The organism is Actinomadura craniellae (assembly GCF_003289645.1).
Lineage (GTDB): Bacteria > Actinomycetota > Actinomycetes > Streptosporangiales > Streptosporangiaceae > Actinomadura_D > Actinomadura_D craniellae.
The window spans coordinates 140,394-156,663 of the sequence record NZ_QLYX01000014.1 but is presented as its reverse complement, the minus strand read 5'-3'; the positions used below and the strand labels follow the sequence as shown (position 1 = coordinate 156,663).

Annotated in this window: 18 protein-coding genes; 12 read left to right on the top strand and 6 right to left on the bottom strand. The window is 71.8% G+C overall.

Annotated elements, in window-relative coordinates; genetic code table 11:
• The first annotated feature begins 36 nt into the window (after positions 1-36).
• On the top strand, positions 37-294 hold the full coding sequence (locus DPM19_RS26415) for a DUF4235 domain-containing protein (RefSeq protein WP_111870741.1): 258 nt from the start codon (positions 37-39) through the stop codon (positions 292-294).
• On the top strand, positions 291-1,259 hold the full coding sequence (locus tag DPM19_RS26410) for a YihY/virulence factor BrkB family protein (protein ID WP_111870740.1): 969 nt from the start codon (positions 291-293) through the stop codon (positions 1,257-1,259). Before DPM19_RS26415 ends, DPM19_RS26410 begins: the two co-directional genes overlap by 4 nt.
• Before the next feature lies 1 nt (position 1,260).
• Here the strand turns inward: DPM19_RS26410 and DPM19_RS26405 are convergent, their stop codons facing one another.
• Positions 1,261-1,827 carry a TetR/AcrR family transcriptional regulator gene (locus DPM19_RS26405; protein ID WP_111870739.1) on the bottom strand — a complete coding sequence of 189 codons (567 nt, stop codon included), beginning with the start codon at positions 1,825-1,827 and terminating at the stop codon, positions 1,261-1,263.
• Between the two features lie 44 nt (positions 1,828-1,871).
• Between DPM19_RS26405 and DPM19_RS26400 the strand changes: the two genes are divergently transcribed.
• The 3 genes from DPM19_RS26400 (at position 1,872) to DPM19_RS26390 (ending at position 4,652) form a co-directional block, all read left to right on the top strand.
• Positions 1,872-2,390: a GNAT family N-acetyltransferase gene (locus DPM19_RS26400; protein WP_111870802.1), complete on the top strand. Its 519-nt coding sequence runs from the start codon at positions 1,872-1,874 to the stop codon at positions 2,388-2,390.
• 280 nt (positions 2,391-2,670) lie between these two features.
• Complete coding sequence (locus DPM19_RS26395; RefSeq protein ID WP_111870738.1) at positions 2,671-3,882, top strand: helix-turn-helix domain-containing protein; 1,212 nt, start codon at positions 2,671-2,673, stop codon at positions 3,880-3,882.
• A gap of 8 nt (positions 3,883-3,890) precedes the next feature.
• Entirely contained in the window at positions 3,891-4,652 is a 762-nt protein-coding gene (locus DPM19_RS26390) for a TetR/AcrR family transcriptional regulator (RefSeq protein ID WP_111870737.1), read from the top strand.
• A gap of 41 nt (positions 4,653-4,693) precedes the next feature.
• Here the strand turns inward: DPM19_RS26390 and DPM19_RS26385 are convergent, their stop codons facing one another.
• Positions 4,694-4,918, bottom strand: a complete 225-nt coding sequence (locus tag DPM19_RS26385) for a hypothetical protein (protein ID WP_146778996.1) — start codon at positions 4,916-4,918, stop codon at positions 4,694-4,696.
• A 178-nt stretch (positions 4,919-5,096) separates the two neighbouring features.
• On the opposite strand from DPM19_RS26385, the gene DPM19_RS26380 reads away from it, so the two are divergent.
• Both DPM19_RS26380 and DPM19_RS26375 read left to right on the top strand, forming a co-directional pair.
• Positions 5,097-5,864 (top strand): XRE family transcriptional regulator, encoded by a 768-nt coding sequence (locus DPM19_RS26380; RefSeq protein ID WP_111870735.1) that lies wholly within the window; start codon positions 5,097-5,099, stop codon positions 5,862-5,864.
• A gap of 29 nt (positions 5,865-5,893) precedes the next feature.
• On the top strand, positions 5,894-7,072 hold the full coding sequence (locus tag DPM19_RS26375; protein ID WP_111870734.1) for an acyl-CoA dehydrogenase family protein: 1,179 nt from the start codon (positions 5,894-5,896) through the stop codon (positions 7,070-7,072).
• Between the two features lie 38 nt (positions 7,073-7,110).
• Here the strand turns inward: DPM19_RS26375 and DPM19_RS26370 are convergent, their stop codons facing one another.
• On the bottom strand, positions 7,111-7,959 hold the full coding sequence (locus DPM19_RS26370; RefSeq protein ID WP_146778995.1) for an expansin EXLX1 family cellulose-binding protein: 849 nt from the start codon (positions 7,957-7,959) through the stop codon (positions 7,111-7,113).
• 202 nt (positions 7,960-8,161) lie between these two features.
• Here DPM19_RS26370 and DPM19_RS26365 point away from each other — a divergent pair, with 202 nt between their 5' ends.
• From DPM19_RS26365 to DPM19_RS26345, 5 genes are all read left to right on the top strand, one after another.
• Positions 8,162-8,686, top strand: coding sequence for a toxin-antitoxin system HicB family antitoxin (locus tag DPM19_RS26365; RefSeq protein ID WP_111870732.1), 525 nt, complete (start codon positions 8,162-8,164; stop codon positions 8,684-8,686).
• 11 nt (positions 8,687-8,697) lie between these two features.
• A complete protein-coding gene (locus DPM19_RS26360) occupies positions 8,698-9,633 on the top strand; it encodes a DUF4097 family beta strand repeat-containing protein (protein ID WP_233510763.1) in 936 nt (311 codons plus the stop codon).
• A gap of 470 nt (positions 9,634-10,103) precedes the next feature.
• Complete coding sequence (locus DPM19_RS26355) at positions 10,104-11,042, top strand: ATP-binding cassette domain-containing protein (RefSeq protein ID WP_111870731.1); 939 nt, start codon at positions 10,104-10,106, stop codon at positions 11,040-11,042.
• Complete coding sequence (locus DPM19_RS26350) at positions 11,039-11,812, top strand: ABC transporter permease (protein WP_111870730.1); 774 nt, start codon at positions 11,039-11,041, stop codon at positions 11,810-11,812. Before DPM19_RS26355 ends, DPM19_RS26350 begins: the two co-directional genes overlap by 4 nt.
• 145 nt (positions 11,813-11,957) lie before the next feature.
• Positions 11,958-12,674 (top strand): DUF6891 domain-containing protein, encoded by a 717-nt coding sequence (locus tag DPM19_RS26345; RefSeq protein ID WP_111870729.1) that lies wholly within the window; start codon positions 11,958-11,960, stop codon positions 12,672-12,674.
• Positions 12,675-12,784: 110 nt separating this feature from the next.
• Here the strand turns inward: DPM19_RS26345 and DPM19_RS26340 are convergent, their stop codons facing one another.
• The 3 genes from DPM19_RS26340 to DPM19_RS26330 form a co-directional block, all read right to left on the bottom strand.
• Entirely contained in the window at positions 12,785-13,516 is a 732-nt protein-coding gene (locus DPM19_RS26340) for a hypothetical protein (RefSeq protein WP_111870728.1), read from the bottom strand.
• Positions 13,517-13,690: 174 nt separating this feature from the next.
• Positions 13,691-14,452 carry a class II glutamine amidotransferase domain-containing protein gene (locus DPM19_RS26335; protein ID WP_111870727.1) on the bottom strand — a complete coding sequence of 254 codons (762 nt, stop codon included), beginning with the start codon at positions 14,450-14,452 and terminating at the stop codon, positions 13,691-13,693.
• A gap of 43 nt (positions 14,453-14,495) precedes the next feature.
• Complete coding sequence (locus DPM19_RS26330) at positions 14,496-16,262, bottom strand: N-acetylglutaminylglutamine amidotransferase (protein WP_111870726.1); 1,767 nt, start codon at positions 16,260-16,262, stop codon at positions 14,496-14,498.
• Between the last annotated feature and the right edge of the window lie 8 nt (positions 16,263-16,270).

The window sequence follows — 16,270 nt, the reverse complement described above, 5'->3', positions numbered from 1 at the left end:
GCCGTCGCACGACCCATCTCGGAAACGGGGAACGGCATGTACAGGCTGCTTTCACTGCTGTTCAGCCTGTCCAGCGGGATGCTGGCGGCCAGGCTGTTCAAACAACTCTGGAAGATCACCAGGGGGGACGTCGACACCCCGGAGGCCACCGACCGGGACCGGTCGTGGCGCGAGGTGCTGGTCGTCGCGGCCCTCCAGGGAATGGTGCTCGGCCTGGTGAAGGCCGCCGTCGCCCGCACCGGCGCGCAGGGTGTGCGGAAGCTGACGGGGCGCTGGCCGGGAGACAGAAGATGACCGAGACGGCCAAGGAACCCGACCGTCCGGTCACCGAGCCGGAGAGCCCGACCGGCCTGCCGCTCGCCTCCTGGCGCGGCGCGCTGAAGCGCGCGGTCAGGGAGTTCAAGGACGACGGCCTGACCGACTGGGGCGCGGCGCTCACCTACTACGGCGTGCTGTCGATCTTCCCCGCCATCCTGATCGTGGTGTCCCTGGTGGGCCTGACCGGCCAGTCGCTCTCCCAGGAACTGGTCCGGAACGTCGGGGAACTCGCCCCGGGTTCGGTGCGGGACGTGCTCACCAACGCCATCACCGAGTTGCAGCGCAACAGCGGCGGCGCGAGCCTGGCCGCGCTGCTCGGCCTGCTGGCCGCGATCTGGGCGGCCTCCAACTACGTGGGCGGCTTCATGCGCGCCTCCAACGCCATCTACGACATCCAGGAGGGCCGGCCGATCTGGAAGACCCTGCCGATCCGGATCGGGGTCACGCTGGTCACGCTGGTCCTGCTGTCGGTCTCGGCCGTCGCGGTGGTGCTCACCGGCGGGCTGGCCGAGCGCGCGGGCGACATCCTGGGGCTGGGGTCGGCCGCGGTGACCGCCTGGGACATCGCCAAGTGGCCGGTCCTGCTGCTGATCGTGAGCTTCCTGTTCTCCCTGCTGTACTGGGCGTCGCCCAACGCCCGGCAGGGGTTCCGCTGGGTCAGCCCCGGCGGGCTGGCGGCGCTGGCGATCTGGCTGGTCGCCTCGGCCGGGTTCGCGTTCTACGTCGCCTCGTTCGGCCAGTACAACAAGACCTACGGCAGCCTCGCCGGGATCATCATCTTCCTGATCTGGCTGTGGATCTCCAATCTGGCGCTGCTGTTCGGCGCCGAGTTCAACGCCGAGCTCGAACGCTCCCGCTTCATCGCCGCGGGCCACCCGCCGGACGAGGAACCGTACGTGGAACTCCGCGACACCCGGGGCCTGGACGGCGACCAGGATTAGCTCAGGGGTAACGGTCGGCGAGGAACGACCGCCAGGCCGCCGTCACCCGGTCGCGGTCGCGGCCGGCCAGCAGATCCAGCATCAGCCCGCGCAGCACGGCCAGGACGAGGGTGGCCTCGGCCGCGGGGTCGGCCGCGGCGGAGCGTTCCTCGATCATCCGGCGGAACGGGGGCAGCCAGTCGTCGAGCGAGTCGGCGGCGAAGTTGCGCCAGGTGCCGTCCCCGCCCAGCGACCGCACGTACGCCTCGAAGAACAGCCGGCCCACCCCGGCCTGGGCCGGATCGACGCACCACTCCCACAGGGTCTGCAACGCCTCGTGGGCGCCCTCGGTCTCGGCGAGCGCCCCGTGCAGCAGCGCGGTCTGCTCGGCCCGGCTGCGGGCGAGCACCGCCCGGATCAGCCCCTCCTTGGAGTCGAACAGGTAGAGCAGCACCCGGGGGCTGGACCCGATCTCCCTGGCCAGCGGGCGTAGCGAGAGATCCGAGAGGCTGTGCGTCGCCACGTACTCGAGGGTGCGTTGCAGCAGCTCCTCCTTGCGGGCGGAGAGCTTGACGTCGGGCTCGGTCACCTGGCTATCCTGTCACTGAAACGAGTGTTTCAGTGGAGGATCTCATGGACGGCTCCAACCCCCCGGACCGGGCGACCATCCGGCTCGGCGACCGGCCCGGCGACCTGGGCACGGTCGTGGCGATGCACGGCGTCCTGTACGGGCGCGAGGAGGGCATGGACCAGACCATGGAGGCGTACGTCGCCACCGGCCTGGCCGAGTACGCCCTGGCCCGGGCGCGCTCCGGCGACGCCGCGGGACGGCTCTGGGTGGCCGAGACCGGCACCGGCCTGGCCGGCTCGATCGGCATGACCGCCTCGGCGGAGGAGGGGGCCGCGCAACTGCGCTGGTTCCTGCTCGACCCGTCCGCCCGGGGGCAGGGCCTGGGCCGCCGGCTGCGCGACGTCGCCCTCGACTTCGCCCGCGCGCAGGGATACCGCTCGGTCTTCCTGTGGACGATCGCCGGCCTCGCCCCCGCCCACCACCTCTACAAGGAGGCGGGCTTCACCCTCACCACCCGGCACCCCGTCCGCAAGTGGGGCATCGAGACCTTCGAGGAGCGCTACGACCTGCCGCTGACCTGAACGGCGCGTCGAGTCCGGCCCGGGTGCCGGCGGCCTGAATATTGCACCGTGCACCACAACGGCGCGTGACGGGTGCCGACGGACTGTGTCCCCGATGCTGAAAATCGTGGTGGGAGTTGCGCGTAAGTCAGCACTTTCTACGCATTGGGGCGGCCGGATTGTGCAGAATCGCAAAAAACTCGTCCGGGCATGTGTGTTCGCACAGCAGAGTGACCGGCGGCGCGTGGCCACACTGTAGGACGCCGTGTAACACAACGGGTCGCGATGAGGAGTGGTGGCGATGGTGTCGTCCCGGCTGGACACGCATGCGTTCGAGGCGATTCCGTCGCGGCTGGCCGGGCTGGTACGCGCGCGGGCGGAGGCGACCGCCGGCGACCTGTGGGGCGCGTCCCCCGACAACGACGAGGTCGTCGGCGCCGTGCGGCGCTTCTGTGACCTGGTCGAAGACTCCAGCACCGCCGGCCGGCGGCGGGTGGCCGACGCCTACGCCGAGACCGGCCGGCGCTGGGCGCGGGAGGGCCGGGGGCCGGAGGAACTGCACCACCTGCTGATCCGGGCCGCCCGGGCGGTGGGGCACATCCTGAACGGGCCGGCCGACGCCGAGATCGACCAGCGGATCCGGGCCGCGATCACCGAGGCCCAGTTCGGCTTCATCGACGGGGTCTCCACCGCGTTCGCCGAAGGGCACCGGGCCCAGGCCCCGACCGACGGCGCCGAGCGCGAGCGGTGCCGCCGGCGACTGCTGGAACTGCTGCTGGCCGACCAGCCCGCCGACCCGGAGGCGCTCGCCGGGCTGGCGGAGCGGGCCGGCTGGACGCCGCCCCGCACGGTCGCGGCCGTGGCCCTCGCCCCACGCGGCGAGCACGAGGTGGGGCAGGTGATCCTGTCGGACGAGCTACTGGTCGACCACCCCGGTGGCGCCGCGCCGCGGCTGCTCCTGCCCGACCCCGACGCGCCGAACCGCGACCGGCTGCTCCGGCCGCTGCTGCGGGACTGGGTCGTGGCGATCGGCCCGCCCATGCCCATCGCGCAGGCCGCCCGGTCGCTGGCCTGGGCCCGCGACACCCTGACGCTGATCAACCGTGGTGTCATCGACGGCACCGGCATCGTCCACAGCATTGATCACGTGCCCAGCCTGATCATCTTCCGCTCCCAGACGATCATCGACAGCGTCGCCTCGATCCGGCTGGCGGCGCTGAGCACCGTCGGGGACGCGCAGCGCCGCCGGCTCGCCGAAACCCTGCTGGCCCTGCTGGAGAACAACTTCAACGCCACCGAGGCCGGTGCCAGCCTGCACGTCCACCCGCAGACCGTCCGCTACCGGCTGCGCCAGCTGGAGGAGCTCTTCGGCGCCGAACTGCACGACCCGCGCACCCGCCTGGAGATGCAGATGATCCTGCACGCCCAGCTCGGCCGCGTCCGCGCTCCGGCCGGGTACCGGGCCGAGCCCGGCGACACCGCGCCACGCCGGCGCGCGGTCGCCGCCTCCTGAGGTCGCGGGTGGACGACGAACGCCGGACACGCGGCTCCTACCGGCGGCTGCCGTCAGGCCAGCGCCGCGACCAGATCATCGCGGCCGCGATCGCCACGTTCAGCGAGAACCCCGACGCGTCCCTGGGCGAGGTGGCCGCGGCGGCGGGGATCTCCCGGACCTCCCTCTACCGGTTCTTCGAGACCAGGCAGGACCTGCTGCACGCCGCGTTCCGCCTGGCGGGCAGCCGGCTGGTGAGCCAGGTCAACGATGTCCCGCGCGGCTCGCCGTCCACGGTCCTGGTCACCGGCCTGCACAACTTCTTCGAGTTCGTCGAGCAGTACGACACGGCCTACGTGGCGTTCATGCAGTGGGGCTCGCCGCTGGCCACGCAGGAGATCCGCGACGCCGCCCAGCAGGTCCGCGACCAGATCGGGCGGTTCGTCTGCCAGGCGCTGCGGGTCACCGAGGTCACGCCGCTGCTGGACATCACCGTGCGGACCTGGGTCGCCGGGGTGGAGAACGCCGCCCTGCACTGGCTGCGCGAGCGGCACCCGTCCCGCGGCGAGATCCAGCTGATCGTGGCCACCAACCTGGGCACCATGCTGTTCAACGCGGCGGCCTACGACCCCGCGATCGCCGAGCGCATCGACTGGTGGCTGCGGGCCGAGTCCCCCGACACCCCGATGGCCGCGCACCTGCGCTCCCTGGCCGGGATGTGCACCGTCCCCATCGTCGCCAACGTCACCAGACTCATCCTCCGCGAGGGCAGACCGGCGCCCGGCGGGTGAGATCCCTGCGGCCGGCGACGGGATCGAGCGAGACCTTCTCCTCACCAGGGGTGTGCCGGCGAGTCAGGGTCCCTGGTGGCGACGGAGAGCAGCGAGCCGTAGACATAGGCCGGGCGGACGGGGTTGAGGGTCACCCGGTGGACGAGGGCGCGCGCTCCGGACGGCGCCCGGCGCAGCGCCTCCCGGGCGGCGGCGAGGGCCCTCCGGTGGCAGCCGCTGATTCCGCAGGCGCCCAGTTCAGGGCCGTTCTTCCCCTCCGTGAGCACGGACCAGGAATACAGTTTCGGGGCGTGCATAACCGCGTCTCTCGCCGTGCCGTCGGATGACTCCAGAGATTGCCGGATTGACAGGGACGGTCACAGTCCGTTTCTGGGACGTTCGGTACGTTCCAGCGGTAGCTTCAGTGCTCGTCCTTTCTGTCCTAGGCTCAAAGGGGAGCAGGCTATGCCTAATGACGCGCTCAGAAAGGCCATGGCCGAAGCCAAGGTGACCGAAAGGGAACTCGCCGAGCGTTGCGGAGTGGACTCCAAGACGGTCGCGCGGTGGATCACCGAGGACGGTCGGCTGCCGCACCCCCGGCACCGGTGGGCCGCGTCGGAGGCGCTAGGAGTTGATGAGGCCATGCTGTGGCCCGACGCGATCCGCAAGAACGTCAAGACCGGGCCCGACCGCGAGGTCGCCGCCGTCTACCCGCACCGTTCGGACTGTCCCAAGTCGGTCTGGCGCGCGCTGATCGCCGGCGCCGACCGGGAACTGACCTTCGCCGGCTACACCAACTACTTCCTCTGGCTGGAGATCCCCAACCTGCGCTCGGTGCTGCGCCGCAAGGCCGAGCGGGGCTGCCGCGTCCGCTTCCTCATCGGCGACCCCGACAGCGAGGTCACCCGGCGCCGGGAGGAGGCCGAGCAGGTCCCGCTGACCGTCGGCACCCGGATCCGGATCACCCTCGACGAGCTCGGCAAGCTGGCGGGCGCCCCCGGCGTGGAGGCCCGCTACGGCGACGAGCACATCGCCCTGTCCGTCTTCGTCTTCGACGACGAGATGCTCGTCACCCCCCACCTGGCCCGCCTGGTGGGCCACGACTCGCCCATGATCCACCTGCGCCGGGTCCAGGAGGACGGCCTGTTCGACCGGTTCGCCTACCACGCGGCCGAACTCTGGCGGACCGGCCGCCCGGTCGACCTCACCGCCCGGGCGGCACCACCCGAGTAAAGGAGGAGCCTCGGGGTAAAGGGCGCCCCATGACCCTCGACCCGCTGGCCGGCGACCTCTACCGGATGCAGGACCTGCTCGACCCCGAGGAACGGGAGATCCTGGAACGGGTCCGCGCGTTCCTCCAGGCCGAGGTGGCGCCGATCGCCAACGACTGCTGGGCACGAGCCGAGTTCCCGCACCACCTGGTCAAGGGGTACGGCGACCTCGGCATCGCCGGGCTGGCCTACGAGGAGTGCCCGGGGGAGACGCCCAGCAGCCTGCTCAGCGGCTTCCTCGCCCTGGAGATGGCGCGCACCGACCCGTCCATGGCCACCTTCTTCGGCGTGCACACCGGGCTGGCCATGGGGTCCATCGCGCACTGCGGCTCGCGGGAGCAGCGGCTGCGCTGGCTGCCGGACATGGGGCTGCTCACCAGGATCGGGGCGTTCGCCCTGACCGAGCCGACCGGCGGCTCCGACGTCTCCCACGGCATGCGCACCACGGCCCGCCGGGACGGCGACGTCTGGGTGCTGAACGGGTCGAAGCGGTGGATCGGCAACGGCACCTTCGCCGACCTGACCGTGGTCTGGGCCCGCGACGCCGACGGCGGCGCGGTGCGCGGGTTCGTGGTGGAGAAGGGCACCCCGGGATTCACCGCCACCAAGATCGAAAACAAGATCGCGCTGCGCACCGTGCAGAACGCCGACCTGACCTTCACCGACTGCCGCGTCCCCGAGACCGACCGGCTGGCCCGCGCGGACGGGTTCCGCGACACCGCCCACATCCTGCGGCGCACCCGCAGCGGGGTGGCCTGGCAGGCGGTCGGGGTGATGCTCGCCGCGTACGAGATCGCCCGCGACTACGCGGTGGAACGCGAGCAGTTCGGCCGCCCGATCGCCAAGTTCCAGCTCGTCCAGGACCTGCTGGTCAAGATGCTCGGCAACGCCACCGCCTGCCTGGGCATGGTCGTCCGGCTAGCCCAGTTGCAGGACGCCGGCTCCTACCGCGACGAGCACTCGGCACTGGCCAAGGCGTACTGCACCACCCGGATGCGCGAGACCGTCGGCTGGGCCCGCGAGCTGATGGCGGGCAACGGCATCGTCCTCGACTACGACATCGGCCGCTTCGTCGCCGACTCCGAGGCCCTCTACTCCTACGAGGGCACCCGCGAGATCAACACCCTCATCGTCGGCCGCGCCGTCACCGGCCAGAGCGCCTTCGTCTGACCCGCGCGGTATCTCGGCGAGGTCCCGCCCGGTCGCTCTCAGCAGCGTGGTTCGGGTGCCGCCCGGGCAGGGGCCGGGGCGGGTGGCGGCGCGGCCGGGGTGACCGGGGCCAGCGGGTCCGCGGGGAGCAGGCTGAACGCGGGACGCGGGGCGGGACGGCGGGTGCCGTACATCGCCACCCGGGTGGCCTGGACCTCCATCGGGGCCAGTCGGATGCCGCCCACCACGGCCCGGTGGCCGCGGGTGTCGGTCAGCCGGACGGTGAACGGGCCGGGGCCCGCACCGTCCTCGGCCAGCCAGTAGTTGTAGTCGGCCCGTGCCAGGGCCCGCCAGCCGGCGCCCGCCCGGACCTCCACCAGGGCCAGCGGGTTGCCATGGTCGATGGCCTGGATCGCCAGCCACCACCGCGACGACCCGTTCTTGACCCGGAAGGACAGCGGGGCCGGCGGGCGCGGATCAACCGCCCAGCGGTAGGAGACGGGGACCTCGCCGGGCCGGTCGGTGACCCGGGCGAACGCCTCCGGGCTCAGGTCGATGTGCCCGGCCGCGCACTCGGGGCACCGGTCGACCACCTTGACCCGGACGGCACCGCGCGGCCCCGCCACATCCAGGTACCCGCCGCAGGCCGCCGCCCCCCGGTACTCGGATTCCGACACCGCCGCGTACAGCAGGTCGGCGGGGCGCGCCGGGTACGAGCAGTTCCCGCCGCCCTCCTTCATGGTGTATGACGTAGCCTTCCCGGCCCGGGCGAGCACGCCGGCGCACGCCGCGCCGGAGACCCCCGCCACCGTGACCGCGACGGCGATCGCGGCCAGCGCCGCGACGCCGCTCAACGACCAGTACATCCGTAACACCCGGCGCGGACCGGCCGGGGATCGTCGCCGCATGGGACCCCTCCTCCGCCGGCGCCGAGGTCCTATTGAACCGAACCCCGCAGGACCAGACGGTCGAAACGCCCCAACCACCCCACCCTCTCACCCAAAGGTGAGCCCACCCTTCCGCGCTAGTGGCGCCATGCGGTGCCCTGCTGGTTCGTGATGGCGCCATTCAGGGGTTGTTGTGGTGCCAAGTGTGTGCCATATTGGTGTCATGTACCTGGAGAGTCATGTAGACAGGCTTCGCCGCGAGCTGGCGGTCGCCGCCGAGGCCGGGGGGAGCGAGGCCCGGGAGCTCGCTGAGCGGCTCACCGCGCCGCTGGACTCGGCCGTCCGGCTGGTGTTGCTGGAGGCGCTGTCGGTCGCGGCGGAGGAGATCACTCGTGAGCTCGCCCCCGGCTCGGTGGACCTGCGGCTGCGCCGGGGAGAGCCCGAGTTCGTGGTGACCTCGCCGGTCGCCGGGGAGCCGGAGGCGGCGGCCGGGAGTGCCACGGTGGCCGAGGAGGCCAGACCGGTGGTGCCACTTGGTGCCAAGGACGGTGCCATGACGCGCATCAACCTGCGGCTGCCCGAGCACCTCAAGGAGCGGGCCGAGCAGGCCGCCGAGCGCGAAGGGCTCTCGGTCAACGCGTGGCTCGTCCGGACCGTCGCCGAGGCGGTGGACCAGGCCGGCCCCGACCAGCGCCCGCACCGCGCCACGACCCGGCGCGGGCAGGGCTTCACCGGCTGGGCGCGGTAACCGTGACCCGCGTGAACACCTCTCACCCCGCTCCCGGCGGGATCGTCCACCGGCCCGATCAGGAGGGCACCGACATGCCGACGTTCAGCACCCCCCACCCGATCTCCCTCACGCTCGACATCGTCATCGGCGACGTCCGGATCATCGCGGGCGACCGTGCCGACACCGTCGTCGAGGTCCGCCCCGGCGACCGGTCCAGGGACGTCGACGTGCAGGCCGTCGAGCAGACCCGGGTCGAGTACGCCGACGGCGCGCTGCTGGTCAAGGGCCCGAAACGGATCGGCTACCTGGTCCTCGGCCCGAACAAGAACACCCCCTCCCTCGAGGTGCAGATCGAACTGCCCGCCGGGTCGCGGGTGCGCGGCTCGCTGGGCATGGGGGACTTCCACGGGACGGGCCGGCTCGGCGAGTGCGAGATCCACACCGGTGCCGGCTCCATCCGGCTGCACCACACCGGCGGGGCGCGCCTGAAGACCGGCGCCGGTGACATCCTCGCGAACCGCGTGGCGGGCGACGCCGAGGCCACCACCGGGATCGGTGCGGTGCACCTCCGCGAGATCGACGGCACGGCGGTGGTCAAGAACTCCTGCGGCGACAACCGGCTCGGCCAGGTCACCGGCGCCGTGCGGGTGAAGACGGCGAGCGGTGACATCGTGATCGACCAGGCCCACGGCGACGTCCAGGCCAGGACCGCCGCCGGCAAGATCAGGGTCGGGGAGGTCCGCCACGGCTCGGTCGTGCTGGAGTCCGGCGCCGGTGAGCTCGAAGTCGGCGTCCAGGAGGGCGCGGCCGCCTGGCTCGACGTGCGCTCCACCGCCGGCCGCGTGCACAACCAGCTGGACGCCTCCGGCCCGCCCGCCCCGGACGAGCAGACCGTCGAGGTGCGCGCCCGCACCGGCATCGGCGACATCGTGATCAGCCGTTCCACCCCGGTCCCGCACGAGTGAGCCGCCACTGACCCCGCGCACCAGCGACAGCACCTTCCGCCGGACCGGCACCGCTCCGGTCCCGGCGGAACCCCGCCGGCCGAGCCCGGACGGCGAGCCCGGAGAACACCGTCCCCTGAGCGGCCTGCTCCATCCGGCCGTGATCCTTCAGCTTTCGGTGCGCCATGGCGCCTTGAAAGCTGAAGGATCAGCAAGCCAAGGCCCTGGCCCGGCTGATCCTTCAGCATCCAGGGTGCTCCAGCACCCCGAAAGCTGAAGGACCACGGAGGCAGCGGCCGGTGCCGGTATCGCGAGGCTCCTGACCTCGCTTCGAGGCGCGGCCCAGGCCCGTAAGCCGAGCGTACGGGCCGAGTCCGCTTAAAAGCTCTTCTCAGTCCCCTATCTGTCGGGCCGCCATCAGCCATGCCCTTTTCCGGCCGCATGGGCCGCCCCGACCCCCGTCACGACCCTGCACCACGAAAGGAAGGACCATGGTCGCAGCGATCAAGGCCACCGGACTGCGCAAGTCCTACGGCGACAAGCTCGTCCTGAACGGCATCGACCTGTACGTCCCGGAAGGGACGATCTTCGCCCTGCTGGGCCCCAACGGCGCCGGCAAGACCACCGCCGTCCGCATCCTGACCACCCTCACCGCCGCCGACGCCGGCCAGGCCCGGATCGCCGGCCACGACCTGGCCGAGAACCCCGACGGCGTGCGCGCCGCGATCGGTGTCACCGGCCAGTTCTCCGCCGTGGACGACAAGCTCACCGGCCGCGAGAACCTCATCCTCATGGCCGACCTGCACCGGCTCGGCAAGGTCGAGGGCCGGCGCCGCGCGGACGCCCTGCTGGCCCGGTTCGACCTGGAGGAGGCGGCCGGCAAGCTGGCCGCGACCTACTCCGGCGGCATGCGCCGCCGCCTGGACCTGGCCATGACCCTGGTCGGCGAGCCGCGCGTCATCTTCCTGGACGAGCCGACCACCGGTCTGGACCCGCGCAGCCGCCGCACCATGTGGGAGATCATCCGTGAGCTCGTCGCGGGCGGCGTCACCGTGTTCCTCACCACCCAGTACCTGGAGGAGGCCGACGAGCTCGCCGACCAGATCGCCGTCCTGGACCACGGCCGGCTGGTCGCCCAGGGCAGCGCCGCGGAGCTCAAGCGCCGCGTCCCCGGCGGCCACATCCGGCTGCGTTTCGCCGACCCCGCCGAGTTCGACCGGGCCGCCGGCCTGTTCGCCGACGCGGCCCGCGACGAGGAGTCCGGCACCCTCCGTGTCCCCGGCGACGGCGACATCCCGGCTCTGCGCGCCCTGCTCGACCGGCTCGACGGCGCCGCCCTGCGGCCCGAGGGGCTGGAGATCCACACCCCCGACCTCGACGACGTCTTCCTGGCCCTCACCGGCCCCGCCCCGAAGGGAACCGGCCGATGACCGCCCTCTCGTACGCCGTCACCGACTCCGCGACCATGCTGCGGCGCAACCTGCGGCACGCGCTGCGCTACCCCTCGCTGACCCTCTCGACGTCCGGCATGCCGATCATCTTCCTGCTGCTGTTCGTCTACGTCTTCGGCGGCGAACTCGGCGCCGGCCTGCCCGAGGGCGTCGGTTACGTCGACTACGTGGTCCCGGGGATCCTCCTGATGACCGCGGGGGCGGGGGCCGTGGGGACGGCCATCGCGATCTGCTCGGACATCACCGCGGGCATCGTCGACCGGTTCCGCACCATGGCGATCTCCCCCTCCGCGCTGCTGACCGGACACGTCCTGGGCAGCGTCGTCCAGGCGGTGCTCAACCTGCTGATCGTCATCGGTGTCGCCCTGCTCATCGGCTTCCGGCCTGCCGCGGGGCCGCTGGAGTGGGCGGCGGCCGGTGGCCTCATGGTCCTGCTGACCCTGGCCATCACCTGGGTGTCGGTCGCCCTCGGCGTGATCTCCAAGAACCCCGAGGCCGCCAGCAACGTGGTCCTGCCCTTCCAGTTGCTGCCCATCCTCAGCAGCACCTTCGTGCCCACGTCCTCGATGCCCACGGCCGTCCGCTGGTTCGCCGAGTACCAGCCCTTCGCACCGATGATCAACACGCTGCGCGGCCTGCTCACCGGCGGCCCGATCGGCAACGACGGGATCATCGCCGTCGCCTGGTGCCTCGGCATCACCCTGGCCGGCTACCTGTGGGCCCGCCGGGTCTACAACCGCCCGCGCTGACCCGCCCGCCCCACCGGTTCCCCCGGAGCGCCCGCGCCCCGGGGGAACCGATTCGGGTAGGGAACACGACAAATACCGGCCGACACGGTAGAACGACCAGTCGGGCCGGAGCCGGCCCGGCGTCCCGCGAGGAAGGCGAGCGCACATGCCCCGTAAGGCCGGTACCTCCGCGGCGCTGCTCCGCGCCCACGCCACGAGCCTGGACGAGGAGCACGACGACATCGACTTCCTGATCGACGAGCTGAGCGACCACGCCGAGGAACACGACCTGGACGTGACCGAGGAGGAGATCGCGACGATCGCCGCCGAGACCGTCCTCGAAGCGCAGGCCACCCTGCTGCTGGCGACCGGATACCTCGACGGCGACGAGATCGTCGACGACCTGGTGGACATCGTGGAGGACTCCGACGTCGAGTACGGCGAGGACGGCATCGAGCGGATCGTCGAACGCCTGTGGCAGGTCCGGCTCGAAGAGCAGCGCACCTGGCCCGAGACCACCGACAACGACCGCCTGGCCCGCGCCTTCGCCCGGCTCCGGGAGTCCGGGATCGTGGCCGAGGAGAACTTCACCTGCTGCCAGACCTGCGGCCTGGCGGAGATCGGCGGCCAGGTCCCCGAAGGCGCCGTCATGGACGGCTACACGTACTTCCACCAGCAGGACACCGAGGGCGCGGCGGCCGGCGGCACGCTGCTCCTGGCCTACGGCGTGTTCGCCTCCGCCCAGGACGAGGACGGGGCGACCGCGGTGGGCGCCCGCGTGGTGGCCGCCCTGCACACCGAGGGCCTGCGCACGGAGTGGAACGGCTCCTCCGCCCAACGCATCACCGTCCTCATGGACTGGCGCCGCCGCCTGCCCACCTGAACGGCGCCCGCCCGGGCCATATGGCCCGGGCGGCTTCATTGTGTTCCGCTGTGAAAGGCGAGGCCGGCGCCACCCATGAGGAGAGTTTTCGCGTCGGCCTCACGGGCCGGTCAGGGGATGGCCCGCCAGTTGTTCAGGAACGGCCACTTGACGTCGAGGGTCACCAGTTCCAGGATCCTGCCCTGCCCGTTGAAGATGATGCGTTCGTTGCCCTTGTAGTAGCTGGTCTTGGTCACGGTCGAGTTGGATTCCAGTTCCACCGAGACGTCGTCGAGATCGCTCTGGAAGCGTGCGGGGAGGAACGTCTGGGCGGAGAGCGGCGAGTCGGGGACCCGGAAGTCCCGGTCGAAGAAGATGGTGAACTGCCCGCCCCGCACCGCCAGACGGCGGATCTGGGCGGTGGATTCGCCGGTCACGACGTTGAGGTCGCTGAGACCGTCGTAGGCGCTGGGGATCGGGAAGGGCCCGGAGACGATGCCGCTGTCCTCGAAGATGATCGCCTGGTTGTCCTTGGTCCAGGTGTGCCGCCAGCGGAAGCCGGGGCCACTGAACGAGATCCCGGCCGAGTCGACGTCGTGGGTGAACTGCTCGGGCAGGAAAGGCCATTTCTGCCTGATCGACCTCGGCCCCTCGATGAGGCCGAAGTCGTTGTAGATCGCGTACTGGTCACCGATCAGCGCCATGTGCTTCCACACGTTCCGCTCGTTCACGGTGGTGACGGCGTCGAAGTCACGGAACCCGGACGCGGACGCGGGGCCGGTCATGCCGGCCACGGTTGCGGCGATCAGTAACGCCACCAGCCACCCCTGCCGGAAACGCGATCGTAGGTGTTTGTCGTGCACTTCCCGCTCCATTCATCCGGTAGGCCGAGTTCGCTCGGCGGTCAGGAGTGATTCGAGCGAAATGGCGGGCCGGATGAATCTCGGATGCTCGGGATCCATATTTTGCCGGGCAGTATGCCATGGCCGCCGTCCAGCCGGTCGGGAGCCGGCTGAACGGCGGCCGTGCCGCCCCGATCAGACCAGCGGGACGGGGGCGTCGTCGGCCAGGACGCGGTCGGGTTCGGCGCGCAGCGGGCGGACCACGGCGCCCAGCGCGTCGGCGACCAGCAGGGAGCGGTCGGGGACGGTGGTCCAGTCGCCGGCGTCGTCGTGCGGTTCGCTGGCCACCAGCACGCCGCCGGCCTCGGCCCGGTAGCACAGGGTCTCGGCCCAGGTGGTCGCCACGACCTGCGTGCCGTCGGTGGCCAGCATGTTGAGGCACGCGTTCGGGTCGAGGATCACGATGTCGTTCAGCAGGCCCTCCACCGCCTCGGCCAGCGGCAGCCCCTGCTCCAGCCGCTGCCAGAGCAGCTGGGCCAGCAGCGCCGAGTCGCAGGTGGACTCCGGTACCCGGCCGGGGTCCAGCAGCGGGCCGACCGTCCCGGTGTTGAGGTGCCCGTTCAGGCTGAGCAGGTGCCGGCCGTCGGTGAACGGCGCGTTGGCGGTCGCCTCGATCGGCATTCCGGGGCTGGCGGCCCGGACGGCTCCCAGCACGCAGCCCGCCGAAACGCCCTGGGCGAGCGCGGGGAACGCGGTGTCGTCCCAGATCGGGACGGCGGTGCGGTACACCTCGGGGACGTCACCGGTGTACCAGCCGGCGCCGAACCCGTCCTTGTTGACCAGGCCGACCTGCTGCCAGCGCGGCACGCGGGCCTGGTGCGGCAGCCCGTAGCCCGGTTCGAAGAACAGCCGGTGCAGCGAGGCGGGAGTTCCGATCCAGGAGAAATGGCGGCACATCGGGGGCGATCTCCCTTCGAGGCGGACAGCGGGGGTCTCTCCGTCACACGCCGTGGCTCTGCAACCACAGTTCCAGCAGGGCGAGCTGCCACAGCGCGCTGGCCCCGAGCGTGGTGCGGTGCTCGGTGGGCGCGGCCAGCAGGAGTTCAACGTACTCGGGCCGGAACAGTGCCCGGTCCCGCGCGGCGGGCGCGGACAGCGCGTCCCGCACCAGGTCCAGGTAGGGCCCGGACAGGTGGCGGATGGCCGGCACCGGGAAGTACCCCTTGGTGCGGTCGATGACCTCGTCGGGGACGAGTTTGCGGGCCGCCTCCTTCAGCACGCCCTTGCCGCCCGCCGCCAGCTTGAGCTCCGGCGGGCAGGCCGCGGCCAGCTCGACCAGTTCGTGGTCCAGGAACGGGGTGCGGGCCTCCAGCCCCCAGGCCATGGTCATGTTGTCGACGCGCTTGACCGGGTCGTCCACCAGCATGATCGTGGTGTCCAGCCGCAGTGCCGCGTCCAGTGCGGTCTCGGCCCCGGGCGCGGCGAAGTGCCGCTGGACGAACTCGCCGCTCACGTCGTCCGGCAGCAGGTACTCCGGGTTCAGGATCTTCGCGAGCCCGGTGTGCGGCCGGTCGAAGAACACCCGGGCGTAGGCGTCCGCCGCCTTTTCCCGGGGCACGCCGGCCAGCGGCGGGTACCAGTCGTAGCCGGCGAAGACCTCGTCGGCGCCCTGCCCGGACTGCACCACCTTGACGTGCTTGGACACCTCCTGCGACAGCAGGTAGAACGCGACCGCGTCGTGGCTGACCATCGGCTCGCTCATCGCGCCGACCGCCCCGGTCAGCGCGGGCAGCAGCCGCGCGTCGTCGATCGGGATCTTGTGGTGGACGGTGCCGAACCGCTGCGCGACCAGGTCGGAGTAGCCGAACTCGTCGCCGGACTCGCCGCCCGCCGCGGCGAACCCGATGCTGAAGGTGGTGAGGTCGCGCTGCCCGGCCTCGGCGAGCAGCGCCACGATGAAGCTGGAGTCGAGCCCGCCCGACAGCAGCACCCCGACCGGCACGTCCGCGACCATCCGCCGGTCCACGGCGGTGCGCAGCCCGGCCAGGACCGCCTCGGTCCAGTCGTCGCGGTCCATCCGCCGGGTGCAGTCCGGCGTCCAGTAGAGGGTGTCCTCTTCGGTGCCGTCCGGCCTGATCGTGCGGACGGTCGCCGGCGGCAGCTTCCGCACCCCGGCCAGGATCGTGCGGGGCGCCGGGACCACCGAGTGGAAGGTCATGTAGTGGTGCAGCGCGACCAGGTCCAGGCCGGTGTCGATCCCGCCGCCGGCCAGCAGCGCGGGCAGGGTGGAGGCGAACCGCAGCCGGGCGCCGGCGCGGGCGAGGTAGAGCGGTTTGATGCCGAGCCGGTCGCGGCCCAGCACCAGTGTCCCGGAGTCGCGCTCGTACACGGCGAACGCGAACATGCCGAGGAAGTGCTCGACGCAGCGGGCGCCCCACCGGTGGTACGCCTTGATCAGTACCTCGGTGTCGGAGGTGGAGAAGAAGCGGTAGCCCTCGGCCCGCAGCGTCTCGCGCAGCTCCCGGTAGTTGTACAGGCAGCCGTTGAACACCCCGACCAGGCCGAGTTCGCTGTCGGCCATCGGCTGGGCGGCCCGGTCGGACAGGTCGATGATCTTCAGCCGGCGGTGGCCGAGCGCCACCGGCCCGTACGCCCAGACGCCCGAGCCGTCCGGGCCCCGGGGCGCCATCGGGTCGGTCATCCGGGCCACGGCGGCCACGTCGGCGAGCGCGCCGTCCAGCCTGAGTTCCCCGGTCAGCCCGCACATCGGCGGCT